The following is an 18469-nucleotide window of genomic DNA, read 5'->3' as shown; positions in this document are numbered from 1 at the left end:
TTTCGCGCGCCACTCGCAGTTTTTCCGGTGTGGCCGCGGGGTAGTTCTCGGCCGGTACATCCTGCTCGCCCCGATGAGTTCGGGGGGTGGCGCGTGGGTTGTCGGCAGGACTCGCCAATCGCCGGAGTCAGGAGGACTTACGAATGAAGGCAGGATCGCGTGTCGCCCTCGGTGTCGGGCTCGGCTACCTACTGGGCCGCACGAAGAAGATGCGCCTGGCGCTGATGATCGCGGCCGCGGGGGCGACCGGCAAGACCGGCGTCACGCCGGGGAAGCTGCTGCAGAACGGCCTGAGCCAGCTCGGATCGTCCGCGGAGCTGACGAAACTGACCGACGTCGCCCGCGACCAGCTGCTGAGCGCGGCGAAGGCGGCCGCGGTGACGGCGGCCTCGCAGCGCATCGAGTCGCTCAGCGAACGTCTCCAGGACGGTGCCAAGCGCCCGTCCGGGGACGAGGGCGCGGAAGAGGAGCCGGAGGAGACTGACGAGGAGACCGAGGACCGGTCCGAAGAAGCGCCCGAAGAGGACGAAGAGACCCAGGAGGAGCCGGAGGAGGAGCCCGAGGAGGAGCCCGCGCCACCGGCGCGCGCCCGCCGCACCGCCACCCGGCGCCGCCGGGCCGAACCGGAACCCGAGCCCGAGGACGAAGACGAAGACGAAGAGCCCGCTCCGACCCGGGCGCGCCGCACCGGCCGGGCGGCTGCCGCCCGCACCCCGGTCCGCCGGGCGCGGAGGTGAGCGCCATGGCGACCGACCAGATCAGGAAGACCCTCGACAAGGCCACCGGCGCGGCCACCGACACGGTCTCCGGCGTGGCCGACGCCGCGCCGAAGCCGTCCACCGAGCTGACCGAAGCCCTGCGCAAACTGGCCGGCGCGGTCACCACCCGCGCGTCGACCTCGCTGGCGAACCGGATCACCTCGACCTCCGGCCGCCTGCAGGACTACGCCTCGGGTGGCGGCGGTGGCGGCCTGATCGAAGCCGTCACCGGCGGCAAGCCCAGCGTCAAGGGCAAGGCCATGATGGGCGCGGTCAAGGGCGGGCTTTCCGGGCTCGCGGACAAGGTGAAGGACGCCGTCGGCGGCGGCGGTGGCGGGGGCGGGGGCGGCAAGCTCAAGGTCACCAACATCGTCGAGCAGGCCGACATCGGCGCCCCGATCGACCTGGTCTACGACCAGTGGACCCGCTTCACCGAGTTCCCGCGCTTCATGAAGAAGGTCGAGAACGTCGACCAGACCAGCGACGAGAAGCTGACGTGGAAGGCGCAGATCTTCTGGTCGCACCGCACGTGGGAGTCCACGATCCTCGAACAGGTCCCCAACGAGCGCATCGTGTGGCGGTCCGAGGGCGAGAAGGGCCACGTCGACGGCGCCGTGACCTTCCACGAGCTGACCCCGGACCTGACCCGCGTCGTGCTGGTGCTGGAGTACCACCCGCAGGGGCTGTTCGAGCGCACCGGCAACATCTGGCGGGCCCAGGGGCGGCGCGCGCGGCTGGAGCTCAAGCACTTCCAGCGGCACGTGATGACCGAGGCGATCCTGCACCCGGACGACGTGGAGGGCTGGCGCGGCGAGATCCACGACGGCGAGGTCCAGGACGGCGACGAGGAACCCGGGAACGAGGAAGAACCCGAGGAACCCGAGGCCGACGAGGCCGAGGCGCCCGACGAGGAAGAACCCGAAGAAGAAGAACCCGAAGAAGAGGCCGAGGAACCGCCGGCGCGGCGTACACGCACCCGGGCGTCGGCGGGCAGAGGACGGGGGAGCAGGCGATGACGACAGCGGTGCAGCCGTCGGGCGGTGGCGGGGGCCTGGACCGGCCCACCTCCAGCAGTCTCGCGGACGTGATCGACACGATCCTGGACAAGGGACTCGTCCTGGACGCCTACGTGCGCGTGTCATTGGTCGGCATCGAACTGCTGACCATCGACGCGCGGGTCGTCATCGCGAGCGTGGACACCTACCTGCGGTTCGCGGAGGCGGTGAACCGGCTCGACATCTCCGACACCGAGCAGAAGGGTCTGCCGGACCTGCTGGAGGACGTGACCTCCGGCGGCGCCAAGGCGAAGACCCGGGGAGCGCTCGAAGCCGCCGGTGACAAGCTGCAGGACCTCCTCGGCGGCAACGAGGAGCCGGAGCGCGCCGGGCGCCGGAAGGACGGTGGGCGATGACCGAGGAGCGCGAGACGGTGGTCTACGTGTACGGCATCGTGCCGTCCGACGTGGAGACCGATCCGGAGGCCCGCGGCGTCGGCGACCCGCCCGCCGAGGTCCGCGCGGTCAAGCACGACCGGATCGCCGCGCTGGTGAGCGAGGTGCCGAGGGACAAGCCGCTCGGGCGGCCCGAGGACCTCACCGCCCACGCGTCGCTGCTCGACGCGGCCGCTGCCGAGGTGCCGGTGCTGCCGTTGCGCTTCGGCGCCGTGGTCACCGACGAGGACGCCGTGCGCACCGAACTGCTCGAAGCCAACCAGGACGACTTCGTCGCGGCACTGGACGAGCTGGAGGGCAAGGCGCAGTACGTCGTCAAGGCGCGCTACGTGGAGGAGACCATCCTCCGCGAGATCCTCGAGTCCGACGAGCAGCTCGCCCAGCTGCGCGAGGCGATCCGCGGGAAGTCCGAGGACGCCACGCGCAACGAGCGGATCGCGCTGGGCGAGGGGATCGGCAACGCGATCGCCGCCCGCCGCGAGGCCGACACCAAGCGGGTCGCCGACGCGCTCGCCGGGATCGGCGCCCAGATCGCCCCGCGCGAGCCGACGCACGAAGAGGACGCGGTGCACCTCGCGTGCCTCGTCGAGACGGCCAAGCAGTCCGATCTGGAGGAAGCCGTCGACCGCGTCGCGCGGGACTGGTCGGGCCGCGCCGAGGTGCGCCTGCTGGGCCCGCTCGCGGCATACGACTTCGTCGTGACACAACGGCCGGAGGCGTAGCCGATGGGCCTGCTGTCCGGGATCCTCGGCCTCCCGCTGCTGCCGGTCCGCGGCGTGATCCAGCTCGGTGAGCTGATCCAGCGCCGGGTCAACGAGGAACTCGCCGCGCCGGCGTCGATCCGCCGCGAACTCGAAGCGGCGGAGGAGAAACGCGCGGCCGGGGAGATCTCGCCCGAGGAGGAGGCCGAGGTCCAGCAGCAGGTCCTGCGGCGGCTGAACGTGACGGAGACCGACGAGAAGGAGAGGTGACCCGCCAGTGGCTCCACGCGATGAGGCCGAAGGGGACGGCGCGCTGTCCGCGCCGGAAGCGGCGTCGCGGGCACTCGCCCACGCCGGTGAGCTGATCAGCCGGAACCCGGTGTCGGTCACCTCGGTCGAACCCACCGACGACGGCTGGCTCGTCGAGCTCGAAGTGCTGGAGGACCGGCGCATCCCGTCCTCGGCCGACATGCTGGCCCTGTACGAGCTGGAACTCGGCGCGGACGGCGAGCTGCTCGCCTACCGGCGCACCAAGCGGTACGTCCGCGGCCGGGCCGACAGCGGAAGCGGGGTGTCCTGACATGGCCGCTGGGCAGCCGGCCACCACGCCGGGCGGAGGCGGGTCCCCCGCGCTCGGCAACCACCAGCCCGCCAACCTGGGGGACATCCTCGAGAGAGTGCTCGACAAGGGCCTGGTGATCGCCGGGGACATCCGGGTCAACCTGCTCGACATCGAACTGCTGACCATCAAGCTGCGGCTGGTGATCGCCTCGCTGGAGACCGCGCGGGAGGTCGGGATCAACTGGTGGGAAAGCGATCCGTGGCTCTCCGGCGACACCACGCGGCTGCAGCGGGAGAACCGCGAGCTGCGGGCCCGCGTCGAGGAGCTGGAGGGCGCGGACGAGCGCGCCGTGATCGAGGACCGGCACCGTGACTGAGGACAGCGGGATCTGGCTCTACGCCGTGACCCGGCGGGAGGGCGCCGGCGCGGCAGGGGAACTGCCCGGCGTCGCCGGGGAAGCGCTGCGCACGGTGGAGGCAGGCGGGCTGGCGGCGGTCGTCGGCGACGTTCCACTGGAGACGTTCGGCGAGGAGGCCCTGCACCGCAACCTGGAGGACCTGGACTGGCTCGGCGCCGTGGCCCGCGCGCACGACGCCGTGGTCGGCGCCCTCGCCGGCGCCGGTCCGGTCGTGCCGGTGCGGCTGGCCACGGTGTACCGCGACGAGCACGGCGTGCGCCGCGTCCTCGAACACCGCGGGCACGAGCTGACGCGCACCCTGGACCGCGTCGCCGGGCGGACCGAGTGGGGCGTCAAGGTCTTCGCCGGAGAGCCGCCGCCCGGGCGCGAGGAGACGCCGTCCCGCCGGGGGGCCGGGACGGCGTACCTCGCCCGGCGCCGGGCCGAACGGGACGCGCGCGCGGAATCCGAACGGCTCGCGCGCGAGCAGGCCGCGAAGGTCCATTCCAGACTCGCGGCGCTGGCCGCCGGCGCGCGCCTGCACCCGTTGCAGAGCAAGGCGTTGTCCGGTGACGACCAGCAGATGGTGCTCAACGCCGCCTACCTCGTCGGCGACGACGACGCGCGCACCTTCGCCGAGGCGGTGGCGGCCTGCGACGACGACAGCCCGGCGATCCGGGTGCAGCTCACCGGGCCGTGGCCGCCGTACTCGTTCTCGTCCTTGGAGGAAACATGACCGAACCGGTTCCCGCGCCCGTCGCCGACCAGCCGGTGGCGCTGGTCGACCTGCTCGACCGGGTCCTCGCCGGCGGGGTCGTCGTGACCGGCGAGATCACCCTGTCCATCGCCGACGTCGACCTCGTGCACATCTCGCTGCGGACCCTGCTGTCCTCCGTGAGCGCCCTGCAGCCCGCCGATGACTGACCCCGCGAAGCGCCGCATCGACACCGATCCGGACAGCGTCGAGCGCGGTCTGGCCGGCCTCGTGCTGACCGTGGTGGAACTGCTGCGGCAACTGATGGAGAAACAGGCGCTGCGCCGGGTCGACCGCGGCGACCTCACCGACGAGCAGGTCGAGGCGATCGGGCTGACGCTCATGCGCCTGGACGAGCGCATGACGGAACTGTGCGAGCATTTCGGGGTGTCCCCGGAGGAATTGAACATCGATCTCGGCCCGCTCGGCCCGTTGCTGTCGGATCGGCGGTGATGTGAAAAAGGTTTCGCCGGGAATTGTCCGGGAATCCGGAAGCATCGCCGAACAATGGAGTTGCGATGGCTATATCCGGAATCATCAGTGCCTTGCTCGTGGGGTTGGTCATCGGTGTTCTCGGCCGCCTGCTGGCGCCGGGGAAGCAGAACATCCCGATCTGGCTGACCATCGTCGTCGGTATCGTCGCGGCCTTCGCAGGCACCGCGATCGCCCGGGGTGTCGGGTACGCCGACACCGACGGTATCGACTGGCTCGAAGTGCTGACCCAGCTGGTGCTCGCCGTCCTCGGGGTCTCGCTGGCCACCGCCCTGCGGGGCGGCCGCCGGCGCAAGCTCATGCACTGACCCCCTTCCCGGCCCGGCCCGGTCCGGACACGGTTTCCGGCCCGGGCCGGGCGCCCGGTCCCCTCAGTTCACGGATGTGAAAGATGAACCTCACCGAATTCTGGAACGACGCGGTCGGAGCCGTGATCACGTTCCTGCCGAAGTTCGCCGTATTCCTGGTTGTGCTGGTCGTCGGCTGGCTCGTCGCGAAGGCGTTGCGCAAGGTCGTCAAAGTCGTGCTGGAACGGGTCGGTTTCGACCGGGCCGTGGAGCGCGGCGGGATCAAGCGAGCGCTGGAACAGTCCCGGTACGACGCGAGCGGGCTGCTGGCCGCGCTCGTCTACTACGCGGTCCTGCTGATCGCCCTGCAGTTGGCGTTCGGCGTGTTCGGGCCGAACCCGGTCAGCGCCATCCTGGCGGCCATCGTCGCCTGGCTGCCGCGCGCCATCGTGGCCATCGTCATCGTGATCGTCGCCGCGGCCGTCGGCAGCGCGCTGCACGACCTGATCCGCGGCGCGATGGGCGGGCTCAGCTACGGCCCGCTGGTCGCGAAGATGGTGCAGGTCGTGGTGATCGCCTTCGGTGTCATCGCGGCGCTGAACCAGATCGGCGTGGCCACCACGGTCACCGGGCCGGTGCTGATCGCACTGCTCGCGACCGTCGGCGGTGTGCTGGTCGTCGGCGCGGGCGGTGGCCTGATGCGGCCGATGCAGCAGCGCTGGGACCGCTGGCTCAACCGGGCCGAGGAGGAGATCCCGTCGGCCCGCACCAGGGCCGAGGCCTACCGCCGCGGCCGCGAGGACGCGGAACGGGAAGCCGGCGCCGGGGCGCCGCGGCACGCGGCCGAAACCGCCACGATGCCGCAGGAACGGACCGCGGCGATGCCGCCGTCGTCGTCGCCGGGCAGCGGGACGATGCCGCAGGACCGGCCGCAGGCCTGACCTCGTGCAGCGAACGGGGCGCCGCTACTCGTGGCGCCCCGTTCGCTTGCCGTGCGCGGATTTCGCCTGCGCCGGACGTTCGTCGTGAATCCCGGGGACCATCGGCACTTCCGCGCGGGGCCGCGGGCGCACCACGATGCCTTCATCCCACAGGTCTCCAGGAGGGTCGCGATGAAGATCGACGAGCTGATCGAGAAGGCGAAGAGCTCGGCCGGTGCGAAGCTCGTGTACACCGAGCCCTACGAGAAGGACGGCATCACGGTGATCGCGGCGGCGAGCGTCGCCAGCGGCGCGGGCGGCGGCGACGGCGTCGACAAGGAGGGGCAGCACGGCGAGGGCGGCGGGTTCGGACTGACCGCCAAGCCGACCGGGGCCTACGTCATCAAGGACGGCACGCTGCGCTGGGAGCCCGCCATCGACGTCAACCGGTTGGTCGGCGTCGTGGGCGCGGTCGTCGTGGCCGTGTTGCTGTTCAGCTCGCGCATCGCGAAGGTCCACGCCCGCCGGGCCATCGCGCGGGCCGCGGCGGTGCCCGCGCCCTGACCGCTGGCCGGCGCGGTGCCGTCAGCGCACCACGGACGCCCCGGGCCGGGGCGCGTCGGCGTGCTCGCCGGTCTGGAGTTTGGCGGCGAGCACGGCCGCCTGGGTGCGGCGTTCCAGTCCGAGTTTGGCCAGCAGCCGGGAGACGTAGTTCTTGATGGTCTTCTCGGCGAGGAACATGCGCTGGGCGATCTGCGCGTTGGTCAGTCCTTCGCCGATGAGGTCGAGCAGGGTGCGCTCGCGGTCGGTGAGGCCGGCCAGCGGCCCGTGGTCGGCGGCGTTCGCCCGCAGTTTGGCCATCAGGGTCGACGCGGCACGCGTGTCGAGCAGGGAGCGGCCGGAGCCGACCTCGCGCACGGCCGACACCAGGTGCAGCCCGGCGATGTCCTTGATGGCGTAGCCGCCCGCGCCGGCGAGGATGGCGTTGAGCATGGCCTCCTCGTCGGTGTAGGAGGTCAGGATGAGGACGTTGAGCCCGGGGATCCGTGACCGCAGCTCACGGCAGAGTTCGATGCCGTTGCCGTCGGGCAGGCGCACGTCGAGCACCGCGACGTCGGGTTTGAGCGCGGGGATCCGGGCCATGGTCTGCGCGGCGGTGGCCGCTTCGCCGACGACCTCGAGTTCGGAGTCGGTGCCGAGCAGCTCGGCGACGCCGCGGCGGACGACCTCGTGGTCGTCGACCAGGAACACGGTGATCACGGCAGGACCCTTTCGCAGGTGACCTCCCCAACCTAGAGCCCACCGGACCTCGCGTGACCCGGCGGAAGTCACCTCCGGCGGGGACCAAGGTCACTTTCGCGTCTCACCACCTGCCCCGGTGCGTTCCCGGCGGTTGTTAACGGGCCGTTTTCCCCGGTCCGCCCGCAGCGCGGGGAGACTGGGCGGATGAGCACCGGAACCGGCTATGTGCTTGGGCACCACGATCCCGAGGTCGAGCGGCTCCTCCTGCAGGGGCGCCTCTACCGCGGCCACACCGAGCACGCCTTGCGCCAGGCCGGGCTCGAACCCGGCATGCGCGTCCTTGACGTCGGCTGCGGCCCGGGCGACGTGTCGATCGCCGCGGCGCACCTCGTCGGGCCCGCGGGGTCGGTGACCGGTGTCGACGCGCAGGCCTCGATCCTCGACCTCGCCGCGCAGCGGGCCGCCGGGGCCGGGCTGTCGAACGTCACATTCCGCCACGCCGCGATCGAGGAGCTGGACGCGCCCCGGCCGTTCGACGCGGTCATCGGCCGCCTGATCCTCATGCACCTGCCGGACCCGGCCGCCGCGCTGCGCCGGCTGGCCGGGCTGGTCCGGCCGGGCGGCCTGGTGTCCTTCCAGGACTTCGACGTCAGCGGCGCCCGCAGTGCCCCGGAGATCTCGCTGTTCGACCGGGTGCGGGACATCATCGTGCAGGCGTTCCGGGGTGCGGGCGCGACCACCGAGACGGGCACGGCGCTCCCGGGGCTCTTCCACGCGGCCGGCCTGCCCATGCCCGCCTTGACGATGGGCGCGTGCCTCGGCCCACTGTCCGATCCGGACATCCTGGGCTTCGTGATGGGCGTGTGGCGCGCCCTGTTGCCGGTGGCCGTCCAACTCGGACTGGACGTCGGCGACCTCGCCGACCTCGACCGCCTGCCCGCCCGGCTGGTCGCCGAGGCGACGGAAGCCGGCGCAATCGCGATCCTGCCGCCGCTGGTCAGCGCCTGGGCGCGGGTGCCAACCGTCTGAGCGTCAGGACAGGCCCAGCCGGCGCAGCGCTTCCGGCAGCCGGTTGAGCAACGGCTGCGGCGCCTGCCCGCCGAGCGTGGCGCGCAGGTACAGCCCGTCGCCCAGCAGTCCCACGATCTCGGCGGTGAGCGGATCGCCGACATGCCCGGCCAGCAGCTCCGACCACAGCCGGCCGACCTCGTTCATCGCGTCGGTGACCTTCGGCTCGCTGCCCAGCAGCCGCAGCGCGGCGATCGACGCGCGGTGGGCGGGCTTGGTCATGTCCGCGTCGGTCACCGAGGAGAGCAGGTAGTAGCGCACCACGCCCTCGGGCGCGGTGCGCGCGTACTCGACGTCCGCGGCCGTCAGCCGCAGCAGCCGGTCGAGGAGGCCGTCGAGCAGGGCGTCCTTCGACCCGAAGTGGTACAGCAGCCCGCCCTTCGACACCTTCGCGCGCGCGGCGACGGCGTCGAGCGTGACCGCGGCCGAACCGCTCTCGATGAGGATGTCCTGGTAGGCGTCGAGGATCTGTTCCCGCGCGGAGGGGCGTCCCATGACGCTTGACTATACCGTCCGGACGGTTTAGTTTCGATCCGAGGGGCAAACTGTACCGTCCGGACTGTTCAGAAAAGGATCGTGATCGTGATGGCCGGGGGACACCGGGACTGGGCCGCGCTGGGCGTGCTGGTCCTGCCGGTGCTGCTGATCAGCGTCGACATGACGGTGCTCGGGTTCGCGCTGCCGTACCTGAGCGAGGACCTCGGCCCGACCGGCGCCGAGCAGCTGTGGATCGTCGACATCTACTCGTTCGTGCTCGGCGGGCTGCTGGTGCTGATGGGCACGCTGGGGGACCGGATCGGGCGGCGCAGGCTGCTGCTGTCCGGCGCCGTCGCCTTCGGCGTCGCGTCCGTGGCCGCGGCGTTCGCGACCAGCCCGGGCATGCTCATCGCGGCGCGGGCGCTGCTCGGTGTCGGCGGGGCGACCCTGATGCCGTCGACGCTGGCGCTGATCCGGTCGATCTTCACGGACCCGGCGCGGCGGCGGACCGCGATCGCGGTGTGGGGCGCCGGGTTCTCCGGCGGGATGGCGCTCGGCCCGGTGCTGGGCGGCTGGCTGCTGGAGCACTTCTGGTGGGGCTCGGTGTTCCTGATCAACGTGCCGGTGATGGTGGTGCTGCTCGTCGCGGGGCCGTTCCTGCTGCCGGAGGCGCGCGACCCGCGGCCCGGCCGCTTCGACCCGCTGTCCGCCGTGCTGTCGCTGGCCGCGGTGCTGCCCGTGGTGTACGGCATCAAACGGTTCGCCGAGCACGGCGCCGATCCGCTCGCGGCCGGGAGCGTGCTGACCGGCGCGGCGTTCGCGGTGGTGTTCGTGCGGCGTCAGCGCGCCCTGCCGGATCCGATGCTGGACCTGGCGCTGTTCCGGGACCGCCGGTTCAGCGCGTCGGTGCTGACCAACATGCTCGGCGTGTTCGCGCTCGTCGGCCTGCTGTTCCTGGTGCCGCAGTACCTCCAGCTGGTGCTGGGGCTGCGGCCGATGACGGCGGCGCTGTGGCTGCTGCCGACGACGGTCACCGGGATCGTGGGCTCGTTCGCCGCCGCCCGGCTCGCCCGGCGCGTTCCGGTCCCGCGGCTGATCGGCGGCGGGCTGCTGGCCGCGGCGGCGGGTTTCGCGGCGCTGGTGACGCTCGGCGTCCACAGTGGACTGGCGATTCTGGTGGCCGGGATGGCGCTGGTCGGCTTTGGGGTGGCGCTGTCCGAGACGCTCACCAACGACCTCATCATCACCGCGGCGCCGCCCTCGCGTGCCGGTGCGGCGTCGGCGATTTCGGAGACGGGGTTCGAGCTGGGTGGCGCGCTCGGCACGGCGGTGCTGGGCAGCATCGCGGCGGCGGTCTACCGGGCCCGCGTGCCGGGCGACGCGGGGGAGACGGCACGCGAAACCCTCGGCGGCGCGGTCGCGGCGGCCGCCGGGCTGCCGCCCGCGCGGGCCGAGGCCCTGCTGGCCGCGGCCAGGGCGGCGTTCGTGCACGGCCTGCAGGTGAGTGCCGTGGCCGGGGCCGCGCTGCTCGCCTACACCGGGGTGCAGGCGCTGGTCCTGCTGCGGTCTAGAGGAACAGGCGCAGCACCCGCGCACGAGCCTCGCCGAGCAGCGGCTCCGCGCGGCTGACGAGGTCGCGCAGTTCGGCGGCCCGCTCGCCGCGCGGGGCGGTGTAGGTGGTCGCGGACCCGTGGGCGAACCAGTTGCTCAGGTCGTTGCGAGCGGTTTCCCGGAGCGGCTCGTCCGGGCCCAGCAGCAGGCGCAGGTCCAGGGCGAGGCGGGGCCAGGTGTCGCGCGCGGACAGCAACTGGAACGCGTTGCGCCTGCGGTGCCCGGGCTGGCCGGGATCGAGCATGCGGCGTAGCGCCGCCTCGTCGATCTCGGTGGCGCACCCGCGCAGCGCGAGCACCACCTGCCGGGCGACGCGCGGGGACGGGTCGGCGAGCAACGGCGCCAGGCGGTCGACCGGGACCACCCGCAGCCGCCGCAAGGCGCGGACGGTTTCGGCGCGCACCTTGGGCCGGGGATCGCCGAGCAGCGGCAGGAGCAGCGCCCCGTCGGCCTCGGTTCCCGTCTCGCCGAGGCCCGCGACCGCACCCGGGCTCGCCGCCGCGGTCACCAGCTTGCGGTAGTGCGGGGCCGGGTCCTCGCCCGCGCGGCGCAGGACGAACTGGGCGTACGCGCGGACCAGCGAAGCGGGGTCGGCCAGCGCCGGCAGCGCGTCAGCGGGGTCGCGGACCGCCCGGGCGCGCAGGGCGGCCGTGCCGCTGCTGCGGAGCAGGTGCAGCACCTCGGGGTCGGTGCTGCCGGCCAGGCGGGCCGCGCAGGCCAGCCGGATCTTCAGGTCCGCGTCCTGGAGCCCGGCCGTCAGCTCGCCGACGTCGGCGCGCCCCGAGGTGTAGACGGTCCGGCGGGTGAGCACGTCGGGGGAGGCGAGGGTGGCCGAGCGGACTTCGGGCGTCCGCAGCATGCCTTCGAGTGTCACGGCCAGCCACTCGCCCTGCGCGCGTGGCCGCAGCAGGCACGCGAACGGGAACAGGTCCACCGCGGTCATCGGGTCCCGGAAGAGGTGGCGGAGGCACTCCCGCCGGGCGCGCTCGCGCACCTGCGGCACCCAGTCCGCCGCGCGGATCGCCAGCACCGGCAGGGCGATCCGCTCGTCGAGCCGTGTCAGCGCGGCTTCGCGGAGGCGGCCGTCCCGGCCGAGCGCCCGGGCCAGCACGCCGCGGTGCCCCTGTGGGTGGCGCCGCGCGCCGTCGTCGACGGCGAGCCACAGGCGCGGGCTCGCCCCCGCCATCGCCGCGACCTCGGCGTCGGCGTTCCGCGCGGCACGCACCGCCGCGAGTCGCTCCGCCACCTCGTCCTGGTTGATCCGCACCCGGCGATCGTCGCGCCTGCGGGACCGTCCGCCAACCGGTTATCGCGTGGTGTGGGCCCCGCCGTTGACGTGCAGGGTCTGTCCCGTGATGTGCCGGGCGCCCTCGGAGGCGAGGAAGAACGTCGTCGCCGCGACGTCGTCCGGGTGGCCCGCCCGGCCGTTGTGCGTGGCCGCGATCAGGGCACTGCGCCGGTCCTCGCTGAGTTTTCCGTGGAAGAAACCGGTTTCCGCGATGTAGCCGGGCGCGATCAGGTTCGCCGTCACGCCCTTCGGCCCGACCTCCGACGACAGCCCGGCCGTCCACGCCGCCAGCGCCGCCTTCGCCGCGCCGTAGGAGGACGCGGCGTACTCCGCGCCGATCGAGCCGATGTTGATGATCGACCCGCCCGGTCGCAGCCGGTCCCGCACGGCGGTGGTGGTGAGCACGGCGCTGAGCAGATTGGCGTCCAGGTTCGCCCGCCACGCCCGCAGCACCTCGCCGAGGCCCTCGCCGGCCGGCGCGGTGAGGTCGGTGTTGCCGCCCGCCATGTTGACCAGCACGTCCAGCTCCGGCCCGAGCTCGTCGGCCATCCGCGCCACCTGCTCCGGATCGGTGGCGTCGCAGGTGATGGCCCGCGCGCCGATCTCGGCCGCGGCCCTGGCGAGCCGTTCGCCGTTGCGGCCGGTGACGACCACGGTGTCCCCGGCCGCGCGGAACCGGGCGGCGACCGCCCTGCCGATTCCGCTCCCGCCGCCGGTGACCAGCACGATCCGACCCACTGAGCATCTCCTCTCTGCTATGTTTAGCTCTAAACGTAGCGGAGGGAGGCAGGCCGTGTCGAACGACCCCGGCGCCGACGGCTACCCGATGGCGTCGATCCTGCGGTGGCCCGCGCACGACATCGCCGAGTCGTGGCGGCGCGAGCTGCCCGGCGTGCGCACCGAATCCATCGAGATCATCACGCCGGTGTGGCGGGTGGCGAAGCTCCTCGCCGACGACCGGCGGCGCACCCTGGCCGAACTCGGCGTCGATCCGTCCACACTGGACCTGCTGAGCGTGATCCGGCGCGCGGGCCCGCCGTACGAGCTGACCACCCGCGAGATCACCCGGCGCACGCTGGTCACCCCCGGGGCGGTGTCCCAGCGCGTGGCCCGCGCCGAGCGGGCCGGGCTCGTCGCACGGGCCCCCTCGTCGGCATCGCGCCGCGCGGTCGCCGTCCGGCTCACCAACGCCGGGCACCGCCTCATCGAAACCACCGTGCGCAGGCTGCTCGAACACGAGGCGGACCTGATCGGCGGGCTCGCCCCGGACGAGCGCCAAGCCCTCACCGGCCTGCTCGCGCGGCTGGAGCGGACACTCGCGCCGGAACCAGGGTGAGCGCGATCAGCACGGCGACGACCAGGAGCCCGGCACCCAGCGCGAGGCCGAACGCGTACCCGTCGACGGGGGTGCCGGATCTGCTGTGCGCGGCCGTGCCGAGCGCGGCCAGCCCGAGCGACGCCCCGATCTGCCGCGAACTGTTGAGCAGACCGGAGGCCGTGCCCGCCTCGCCCGGCGCGACACCGCCCGTGGCCACCGACACCACCGGCCCGAGGCACAGTCCGAAGCCGACACTCGTCACGATCGACGGGCCGAGGACATCGGCCAGGAACGACCCGTCGGCGCTCAGGAAGCCGAACCAGGCGAATCCCGCCGCGGTCAGCACCCCGCCGCCCGCCATCAGCGTCCGCGGCGCGAACCGGTTGCCGAGCTTGACGGCCAGCACCGACCCGGCGACCACCCCGAGCGCGAAGGGCAGGAACTGGACCCCGGCCGCCGCGGGCCCGGTCCCGAGCACCTGCTGCAGGTAGAGCGAGACGAAGTAGAACGCCGACGCCATCGCCGCGCCCAGGAGCAGGTTGTAGAGGTTCGCCCCGGCCACCGCACGGTTGGCGAGCAACCCGGGGCGCACCAGCGGATCGCGGGCTGTCGTCCGTTCGATGTGGACGAACGCGGCGAGCAGCGCGACGGCGAGCGCCAGCGTGACGAGCGTGACCGGCGAGGCCCATCCGTGCTGGTCGGTGCGCACGACGCCGAACACGAGCGTGGTCATGCCCGCGGTGGCCAGGACGGCGCCCAGCACGTCCGGCCTGCCGTCGCGGGCCGGGTGGTCGGCGGCGACGCCCCGCCGTGCCAGCACCAGCGCGACAACCGCCATCGGCGCGCTGACGAACATCACCCACCGCCAGCCCGCGTACTCGGTGAGGACGCCGCCGATGAGCACACCTAGCGCGCCGCCGGCGGCGTTCGTCGCGCTCCACACGCCGAAGGCCCGCACTCGTTCCGGTCCGGCGGGGAAGGTCGAGGTCAGCAGCGCCAGCGCGGCCGGGGCGGCCGCCGCGGCGCCGATGCCCTGCACGGCGCGTGCCGCGACCAGTTGACCGGGGTCCTGAGCGAAACCGCCTGCCAGCGAAGCGATGCCGAACACGGCGAGCCCGGTCAGCAGGACCCGCCTCCGGCCGTGCCGGTCGGCCAGCTTGCCGCCGAGCAGGAGCAGCCCGCCGAAGGTGAGCGCGTAGGCGTGGATCACCCAGGTCAGGCCCACCGCGGTGAAGCCGAGCGCCGCACCGATCCGCGGCAGCCCGACGTTCACCACCGACAGGTCCAGCGACACCGTGAACTGCACGACGGCCACCGCGGCGAGGGTGAGCCCCGCCCGGACAGCCGGCGCCGTCGATTCCGTCTTCGTCATGCCCCAGTCCTCCGGAGTTTTCGAACGCGTTCCGAAAGTAGCATCGGCGGGGTCCGGCTGTCGACCGCGGAGGAGGGCAGCATGATGGACCCGTGCCCCGACCCGATGCAGCGCGCGCCCGGACCGGGCGGCCACCGGTGACGTCCCGCGCGGAGATCCTGGCGGCCGCGCGGCGGCTCATCGACCGCGACGGCTGGGAGAAGCTGAGCGTCCGCAAGCTGGCCGCGGAACTGGGGATCGGGCCGACGACCCTGTACCACCACGTGCGGGACAAGGCGGACCTGCTGGTGCAGCTGCTCAACACCTACACCGGGCAGCTCGACCGGCCCCCGCTGCCCGACGACCCGCGGGAGCGGATCGTCGTGGCGGCCACGGTGATGCACGAGGCTCTCGCGGCGTGGCCGTGGGCCGCGGAGGTCGTCACCGTCGACGGGTTCGTCGGCCTGCTCGACGAACCGGCGCTGTGGATGGTCGAGACGATCGTGGGCGGCGCCGTCGACAGCGGATGCACGCACGCGCAGGCCGTCGGCGTCTTCCGCGGCATCTGGTACTACACGGCGGGCGAGGTCCTCGTCCGCGCCCGCTCCGCGCGCCGGGACGAACGGCCCACGCGCGACGGCGCCTTCCGCTTCGACCCGGCGGAGACGCCGCACCTGGCGGCGATCGGGGACCGCTGGCCGGAGCTGGCGGCACGCGACACCTACGCCGACGGCCTGCGCGCGCTCGTCGACGGCCTGCTCGACCGGCGGTGACGGCGCGGGGCCGGCCAGGGCCGGCCCCGGGCCGCGGGATCAGGCGGTGCCGGTGAACGTCCAGACCGCCGTCGAGCCGGGGCCGACCACCAGGTTCGACTGGCCGATCTGCTCGACGTGCCGCGGCACCGACCGGTTGAGCGTGAACACGACCTGCTTGAGGCCCGCCTGCTCGCGGGGCACCGCGTCGTAGCGGATGGTGGTGCCGCCGCCGCTGGCGATCACGCTGCCGTCGGCCAGGGTGACCACCTTGAAACCGCCCGCGGTCAGCAGCGGCACCGTGATCGCGAGGTCCTCCGGGGTGACCCCGATGCGGATCGCGGCGATGTCCCGCATCAGGTGGTCCTGGTAGCCGTCGGGCAGGTACCGCTCGCGGCTCACGTCGTCGGGCGTGGCGGCGGGCTCGGTGCCGCTGCGCGGATCGGCGAAGTACTCCGGCAGGTACTCCATCGCCCAGCCGTCGAACGCCTGGTACGCGGGCGCGGCGCGCACGGTGTCGAACCAGGGCACCGGGACGCCGTCGCCGAAGTCCCGGGTCTGCCGGTAGTCCACCGGGGTGATGCCCTGGTCCTGGAGGCGCTGCCGCACCTTGGCCAGGTCGCCGGCGCGCTCGCTGGACAGCGCGGTCCCCGCGGCGCCGAACAGGCCGTCGGAGCCGGGCAGGTCGCCGACGCCGAACAGTTCGAGGTAGGTCTCGCGCCCCTTCAGGTAGCGGCCGGTCCAGGTGATGCCGCCGCCGGTGGTGGTGCGGACCTCGAAGTTCGCGAACTCCCGCAGGTAGGCGGAGTGCTCGACGGCGTCCGCGGTCTGTCTGTCCAGCACGTCGTAGGCGTGGTTGTAGAACAGCAGCTGCGGCACGCGTCCGTCTTCGTCGGCCTGGGCGGCGGGCGCGGCCACGGCCGCCCCGGCGACAGCGAGGGTGAGTGCGGCGATCGTCCGCCGGAAACGCAGTTGTCGGATCATGGCGGGATTGAATCCCGACCGGTCAACCGGCACCGTGGTCTACACTGGTGATCGCGGCCCGCACAGTTCTGCCTCGGGCCGCGTTTCGTTGTCGGCCACCACGTGCCGCGACCGTGCCGGTCCGCGCCGGGCAGGACGACCCCCGACGTTCGGAGCCTTCCCCGTGACTTCTGCCCCTGTGTCCGCTTCCGCCGCGCCTTCCTTCGCCGCGCTCGGCGTGCCTCCGGTGCTGGTCGCCGCGCTGGCCGAGCGGGGCATCGACGCGCCGTTCCCGATCCAGGCGGCGACCCTGCCGCACTCGCTGGCCGGCCGGGACGTGCTCGGCCGGGGCCGCACCGGCTCCGGCAAGACCTACGCGTTCGCGCTCCCGGTGCTGACCCGGCTCGCCGCGAGCCGCGCGCCGCGCAGGCCGGGGCGGCCCCGCGCGCTGATCCTCGCGCCGACCCGCGAACTCGCCACCCAGATCGACGCGGCGCTGGCGCCGCTGGCCGAGGCGCTGTCGCTGCGCACCATGACCGTGTTCGGCGGGGTCGGCGCGGCGCCGCAGATCGCCGGGCTGCGCGCCGGGGTCGACGTGCTGGTCGCGTGCCCCGGCCGGCTCGCCGACCACCTCGCGAGCGGGCACGCGCACCTCGACGCCGTCGAGATCACCGTCCTCGACGAGGCCGACCACATGGCCGACCTCGGGTTCCTGCCACAGGTGAAGCGGCTGCTGGACCGCACACCGCGCGACGGTCAGCGGCTGTTGTTCTCGGCCACCCTGGACGCCGGGGTCGACGTGCTCGTGAAGCGGTTCCTCAGCGACCCGGTCACGCACAGCGTCGACTCCGCGCGCTCGCCGGTGGCGACGATGGAGCACCACGTGCTGCACGTCGAGCCGGACACGCGGCTGGACGTGCTGGTGGACCTGGCGGCCGCGCCCGGCCGGACGGTCGTGTTCACCCGCACCAAGCACCGGGCGAAGGCGCTGACGCGCAAGCTCGTCGCGGCGGGCGTGCCCGCGGTGGAGCTGCACGGCAACCTCGGCCAGACCGCGCGGACCCGCAACCTGGCCGCGTTCTCCGACGGCAGCGCGACCACGCTGGTGGCCACCGACATCGCCGCCCGCGGCATCCACGTGGACGACGTGGCGCGGGTCATCCACGCCGACCCGCCGGTCGAGCACAAGGCCTACCTGCACCGTTCCGGCCGCACCGCCCGAGCGGGCGCGGCGGGCGTGGTGATCACGCTGATGACCGACGACCAGATTTCGGACGTCCGCGCCCTGACCAGGAAGGCCGGGATCAGCCCGGTCACGACCCGGCTGGCGCCCGGGCACGAGCTGCTGAGCGAGCTCGCACCGGGCGACCGGGTCTTCCGCAAGCTCCCAGCGCGCAGCGGCGCGGGCGCGGCCGCGGGCCGGGGTGGTGCGGGTGCGTCGCGCCGGTCGGGCGCGGAGCCGCGGGAGAAGCGGGCCGGTGCGGCCGCGCGAGGTTCCGGTGGCGCCCGGCGCAAGCCGGGTGGGGACGTGCGGGAGCAGCCGGGCCGTGGTGAGGCGCGGCAGCGTCCGCGTGGTGACGGTCGGCAAGACCCGGGCGCGGGTGCCGCGCGTGGATCCGGAGGCCGGCGGAAACCGGACGTGCGGCAAGAGCCGGGCGGGTCTGGCGGTGCCGGTCGGCGCGAGCCGGATGTGCGGCAGCCGGGCCGTGGTGCGGGCGCGCGCAGGTCCGGCGGCAGCGCCCGGCAAGAGCCGGGAGCCCGGCAGCCGGGCGGCGAGCGGCAGCAGACGGACCGTGCGGGCGCCACCTCCGCACGGCGGTCGGGCGGGGCCGCGGCCTTCTCCGCGGGTGCCCGCACCGGCCGCCGCCGGGGTGGCTCCTCTCGCTGATCTGCGCTGGGAGCCAACCGCGCCGCGCGCGGGATGAACCAAGCCGGGGGTGCGCCTGGGGGAGTTGCCCCGGGCCCGACGCGTCCTGGGGCCCACTCGGGCGCGCCGCGCCCGAGTGGCCCCGTGCTGGTAGCCACGCCGCCCGGGCGCGGACCTGCGCCGGGCCGCAGCCCCGTCGTGCCCAGGCGCG

At 73.6% G+C, this 18469-nt stretch carries 24 protein-coding genes; 18 read left to right on the top strand and 6 right to left on the bottom strand.

Annotated features, from left to right (window positions below; all coding sequences use genetic code 11):
- Positions 1-143: 143 nt before the first annotated feature.
- The 13 genes from AMYTH_RS0108725 to AMYTH_RS0108665 all read left to right on the top strand — a co-directional run bounded on the left by AMYTH_RS0108725 (position 144) and on the right by AMYTH_RS0108665 (position 6885).
- A complete protein-coding gene (locus tag AMYTH_RS0108725; RefSeq protein ID WP_027929991.1) occupies positions 144-737 on the top strand; it encodes a hypothetical protein in 594 nt (197 codons plus the stop codon).
- A gap of 5 nt (positions 738-742) precedes the next feature.
- Entirely contained in the window at positions 743-1774 is a 1032-nt protein-coding gene (locus AMYTH_RS0108720; RefSeq protein WP_027929990.1) for an SRPBCC family protein, read from the top strand.
- On the top strand, positions 1771-2169 hold the full coding sequence (gene gvpJ / locus AMYTH_RS0108715; RefSeq protein WP_027929989.1) for a gas vesicle protein GvpJ: 399 nt from the start codon (positions 1771-1773) through the stop codon (positions 2167-2169). Before AMYTH_RS0108720 ends, gvpJ begins: the two co-directional genes overlap by 4 nt.
- The gene (locus AMYTH_RS0108710) at positions 2166-2930 is read left to right on the top strand and encodes a GvpL/GvpF family gas vesicle protein (protein WP_027929988.1); all 765 of its coding nucleotides are present in this window, start codon (positions 2166-2168) and stop codon (positions 2928-2930) included. Before gvpJ ends, AMYTH_RS0108710 begins: the two co-directional genes overlap by 4 nt.
- A 3-nt stretch (positions 2931-2933) precedes the next feature.
- Positions 2934-3179 (top strand): gas vesicle protein GvpG, encoded by a 246-nt coding sequence (locus tag AMYTH_RS0108705; RefSeq protein WP_027929987.1) that lies wholly within the window; start codon positions 2934-2936, stop codon positions 3177-3179.
- Between the two features lie 7 nt (positions 3180-3186).
- Positions 3187-3489 carry a gas vesicle protein GvpO gene (locus AMYTH_RS0108700; protein WP_037322426.1) on the top strand — a complete coding sequence of 101 codons (303 nt, stop codon included), beginning with the start codon at positions 3187-3189 and terminating at the stop codon, positions 3487-3489.
- A gap of 1 nt (position 3490) precedes the next feature.
- Entirely contained in the window at positions 3491-3847 is a 357-nt protein-coding gene (locus AMYTH_RS0108695) for a gas vesicle protein (protein ID WP_027929985.1), read from the top strand.
- Complete coding sequence (locus AMYTH_RS0108690) at positions 3840-4604, top strand: GvpL/GvpF family gas vesicle protein (protein WP_027929984.1); 765 nt, start codon at positions 3840-3842, stop codon at positions 4602-4604. Before AMYTH_RS0108695 ends, AMYTH_RS0108690 begins: the two co-directional genes overlap by 8 nt.
- Positions 4601-4792 (top strand): gas vesicle protein, encoded by a 192-nt coding sequence (locus AMYTH_RS0108685; RefSeq protein WP_017982634.1) that lies wholly within the window; start codon positions 4601-4603, stop codon positions 4790-4792. Before AMYTH_RS0108690 ends, AMYTH_RS0108685 begins: the two co-directional genes overlap by 4 nt.
- Entirely contained in the window at positions 4785-5075 is a 291-nt protein-coding gene (locus AMYTH_RS0108680; protein ID WP_017982633.1) for a gas vesicle protein K, read from the top strand. The genes AMYTH_RS0108685 and AMYTH_RS0108680 overlap by 8 nt, the downstream gene beginning before the upstream one ends.
- Before the next feature lie 65 nt (positions 5076-5140).
- Positions 5141-5422: a GlsB/YeaQ/YmgE family stress response membrane protein gene (locus tag AMYTH_RS0108675; protein WP_026153151.1), complete on the top strand. Its 282-nt coding sequence runs from the start codon at positions 5141-5143 to the stop codon at positions 5420-5422.
- Positions 5423-5505: 83 nt separating this feature from the next.
- Positions 5506-6342 carry a mechanosensitive ion channel family protein gene (locus AMYTH_RS0108670; protein ID WP_027929983.1) on the top strand — a complete coding sequence of 279 codons (837 nt, stop codon included), beginning with the start codon at positions 5506-5508 and terminating at the stop codon, positions 6340-6342.
- A gap of 171 nt (positions 6343-6513) precedes the next feature.
- Positions 6514-6885 carry a sporulation protein gene (locus AMYTH_RS0108665; protein ID WP_027929982.1) on the top strand — a complete coding sequence of 124 codons (372 nt, stop codon included), beginning with the start codon at positions 6514-6516 and terminating at the stop codon, positions 6883-6885.
- A gap of 21 nt (positions 6886-6906) precedes the next feature.
- Here AMYTH_RS0108665 and AMYTH_RS0108660 read toward each other — a convergent pair whose 3' ends face one another.
- Positions 6907-7581, bottom strand: a complete 675-nt coding sequence (locus tag AMYTH_RS0108660; RefSeq protein WP_027929981.1) for a response regulator — start codon at positions 7579-7581, stop codon at positions 6907-6909.
- Positions 7582-7767: 186 nt separating this feature from the next.
- Here AMYTH_RS0108660 and AMYTH_RS0108655 point away from each other — a divergent pair, with 186 nt between their 5' ends.
- Positions 7768-8592: a class I SAM-dependent methyltransferase gene (locus AMYTH_RS0108655; RefSeq protein WP_037322423.1), complete on the top strand. Its 825-nt coding sequence runs from the start codon at positions 7768-7770 to the stop codon at positions 8590-8592.
- A gap of 3 nt (positions 8593-8595) precedes the next feature.
- Here the strand turns inward: AMYTH_RS0108655 and AMYTH_RS0108650 are convergent, their stop codons facing one another.
- A complete protein-coding gene (locus tag AMYTH_RS0108650; RefSeq protein ID WP_027929979.1) occupies positions 8596-9126 on the bottom strand; it encodes a TetR/AcrR family transcriptional regulator in 531 nt (176 codons plus the stop codon).
- Between the two features lie 90 nt (positions 9127-9216).
- On the opposite strand from AMYTH_RS0108650, the gene AMYTH_RS0108645 reads away from it, so the two are divergent.
- Positions 9217-10737, top strand: a complete 1521-nt coding sequence (locus tag AMYTH_RS0108645; RefSeq protein ID WP_037323522.1) for an MFS transporter — start codon at positions 9217-9219, stop codon at positions 10735-10737.
- Here the strand turns inward: AMYTH_RS0108645 and AMYTH_RS0108640 are convergent.
- Together AMYTH_RS0108640 and AMYTH_RS0108635 are read right to left on the bottom strand one after the other, a co-directional pair.
- The gene (locus AMYTH_RS0108640; RefSeq protein WP_027929977.1) at positions 10676-11986 is read right to left on the bottom strand and encodes a HEAT repeat domain-containing protein; all 1311 of its coding nucleotides are present in this window, start codon (positions 11984-11986) and stop codon (positions 10676-10678) included. The genes AMYTH_RS0108645 and AMYTH_RS0108640 overlap by 62 nt on opposite strands.
- A gap of 39 nt (positions 11987-12025) precedes the next feature.
- Positions 12026-12745, bottom strand: coding sequence for an SDR family NAD(P)-dependent oxidoreductase (locus tag AMYTH_RS0108635; RefSeq protein ID WP_027929976.1), 720 nt, complete (start codon positions 12743-12745; stop codon positions 12026-12028).
- A gap of 55 nt (positions 12746-12800) precedes the next feature.
- Between AMYTH_RS0108635 and AMYTH_RS0108630 the strand changes: the two genes are divergently transcribed.
- Positions 12801-13343 (top strand): MarR family winged helix-turn-helix transcriptional regulator, encoded by a 543-nt coding sequence (locus AMYTH_RS0108630; RefSeq protein WP_027929975.1) that lies wholly within the window; start codon positions 12801-12803, stop codon positions 13341-13343.
- Here AMYTH_RS0108630 and AMYTH_RS44305 read toward each other — a convergent pair.
- Positions 13291-14697 (bottom strand): MFS transporter, encoded by a 1407-nt coding sequence (locus AMYTH_RS44305; RefSeq protein WP_051362592.1) that lies wholly within the window; start codon positions 14695-14697, stop codon positions 13291-13293. The two genes, AMYTH_RS0108630 and AMYTH_RS44305, sit on opposite strands and share 53 nt — an antisense overlap.
- A 92-nt stretch (positions 14698-14789) precedes the next feature.
- Between AMYTH_RS44305 and AMYTH_RS0108620 the strand changes: the two genes are divergently transcribed.
- Positions 14790-15449, top strand: a complete 660-nt coding sequence (locus AMYTH_RS0108620; protein WP_027929974.1) for a TetR/AcrR family transcriptional regulator — start codon at positions 14790-14792, stop codon at positions 15447-15449.
- A 39-nt stretch (positions 15450-15488) separates the two neighbouring features.
- Here the strand turns inward: AMYTH_RS0108620 and AMYTH_RS0108615 are convergent, their stop codons facing one another.
- Positions 15489-16412: a DUF5829 family protein gene (locus tag AMYTH_RS0108615; protein ID WP_051362591.1), complete on the bottom strand. Its 924-nt coding sequence runs from the start codon at positions 16410-16412 to the stop codon at positions 15489-15491.
- Positions 16413-16575: 163 nt separating this feature from the next.
- On the opposite strand from AMYTH_RS0108615, the gene AMYTH_RS0108610 reads away from it, so the two are divergent.
- Positions 16576-18279 carry a DEAD/DEAH box helicase gene (locus AMYTH_RS0108610; protein WP_228684646.1) on the top strand — a complete coding sequence of 568 codons (1704 nt, stop codon included), beginning with the start codon at positions 16576-16578 and terminating at the stop codon, positions 18277-18279.
- Positions 18280-18469 lie beyond the last annotated feature (190 nt).

It is taken from the genome of Amycolatopsis thermoflava N1165 (assembly GCF_000473265.1).
In the GTDB taxonomy this organism is placed as follows: Bacteria; Actinomycetota; Actinomycetes; order Mycobacteriales; family Pseudonocardiaceae; genus Amycolatopsis_E; species Amycolatopsis_E thermoflava.
This window is presented reverse-complemented; position numbering and strand designations above follow the sequence as displayed.

What these genes read in the sequence shown, in the direction of transcription:
- AMYTH_RS0108650 (WP_027929979.1), bottom strand. Translation starts at nt 9,126, where the DNA reads ATGGGACGCCCCTCCGCGCGGGAACAGATCCTCGACGCCTACCAGGAC.
- AMYTH_RS0108675 (WP_026153151.1), top strand. Translation starts at nt 5,141, where the DNA reads ATGGCTATATCCGGAATCATCAGTGCCTTGCTCGTGGGGTTGGTCATC.
- AMYTH_RS0108615 (WP_051362591.1), bottom strand. Translation starts at nt 16,412, where the DNA reads ATGATCCGACAACTGCGTTTCCGGCGGACGATCGCCGCACTCACCCTC.
- AMYTH_RS0108705 (WP_027929987.1), top strand. Translation starts at nt 2,934, where the DNA reads ATGGGCCTGCTGTCCGGGATCCTCGGCCTCCCGCTGCTGCCGGTCCGC.
- AMYTH_RS0108645 (WP_037323522.1), top strand. Translation starts at nt 9,217, where the DNA reads ATGGCCGGGGGACACCGGGACTGGGCCGCGCTGGGCGTGCTGGTCCTG.
- AMYTH_RS0108670 (WP_027929983.1), top strand. Translation starts at nt 5,506, where the DNA reads ATGAACCTCACCGAATTCTGGAACGACGCGGTCGGAGCCGTGATCACG.
- AMYTH_RS0108725 (WP_027929991.1), top strand. Translation starts at nt 144, where the DNA reads ATGAAGGCAGGATCGCGTGTCGCCCTCGGTGTCGGGCTCGGCTACCTA.
- AMYTH_RS0108680 (WP_017982633.1), top strand. Translation starts at nt 4,785, where the DNA reads ATGACTGACCCCGCGAAGCGCCGCATCGACACCGATCCGGACAGCGTC.
- AMYTH_RS0108665 (WP_027929982.1), top strand. Translation starts at nt 6,514, where the DNA reads ATGAAGATCGACGAGCTGATCGAGAAGGCGAAGAGCTCGGCCGGTGCG.
- AMYTH_RS0108655 (WP_037322423.1), top strand. Translation starts at nt 7,768, where the DNA reads ATGAGCACCGGAACCGGCTATGTGCTTGGGCACCACGATCCCGAGGTC.
- AMYTH_RS0108695 (WP_027929985.1), top strand. Translation starts at nt 3,491, where the DNA reads ATGGCCGCTGGGCAGCCGGCCACCACGCCGGGCGGAGGCGGGTCCCCC.
- AMYTH_RS0108720 (WP_027929990.1), top strand. Translation starts at nt 743, where the DNA reads ATGGCGACCGACCAGATCAGGAAGACCCTCGACAAGGCCACCGGCGCG.
- AMYTH_RS44305 (WP_051362592.1), bottom strand. Translation starts at nt 14,697, where the DNA reads ATGACGAAGACGGAATCGACGGCGCCGGCTGTCCGGGCGGGGCTCACC.
- AMYTH_RS0108710 (WP_027929988.1), top strand. Translation starts at nt 2,166, where the DNA reads ATGACCGAGGAGCGCGAGACGGTGGTCTACGTGTACGGCATCGTGCCG.
- gvpJ (WP_027929989.1), top strand. Translation starts at nt 1,771, where the DNA reads ATGACGACAGCGGTGCAGCCGTCGGGCGGTGGCGGGGGCCTGGACCGG.
- AMYTH_RS0108685 (WP_017982634.1), top strand. Translation starts at nt 4,601, where the DNA reads ATGACCGAACCGGTTCCCGCGCCCGTCGCCGACCAGCCGGTGGCGCTG.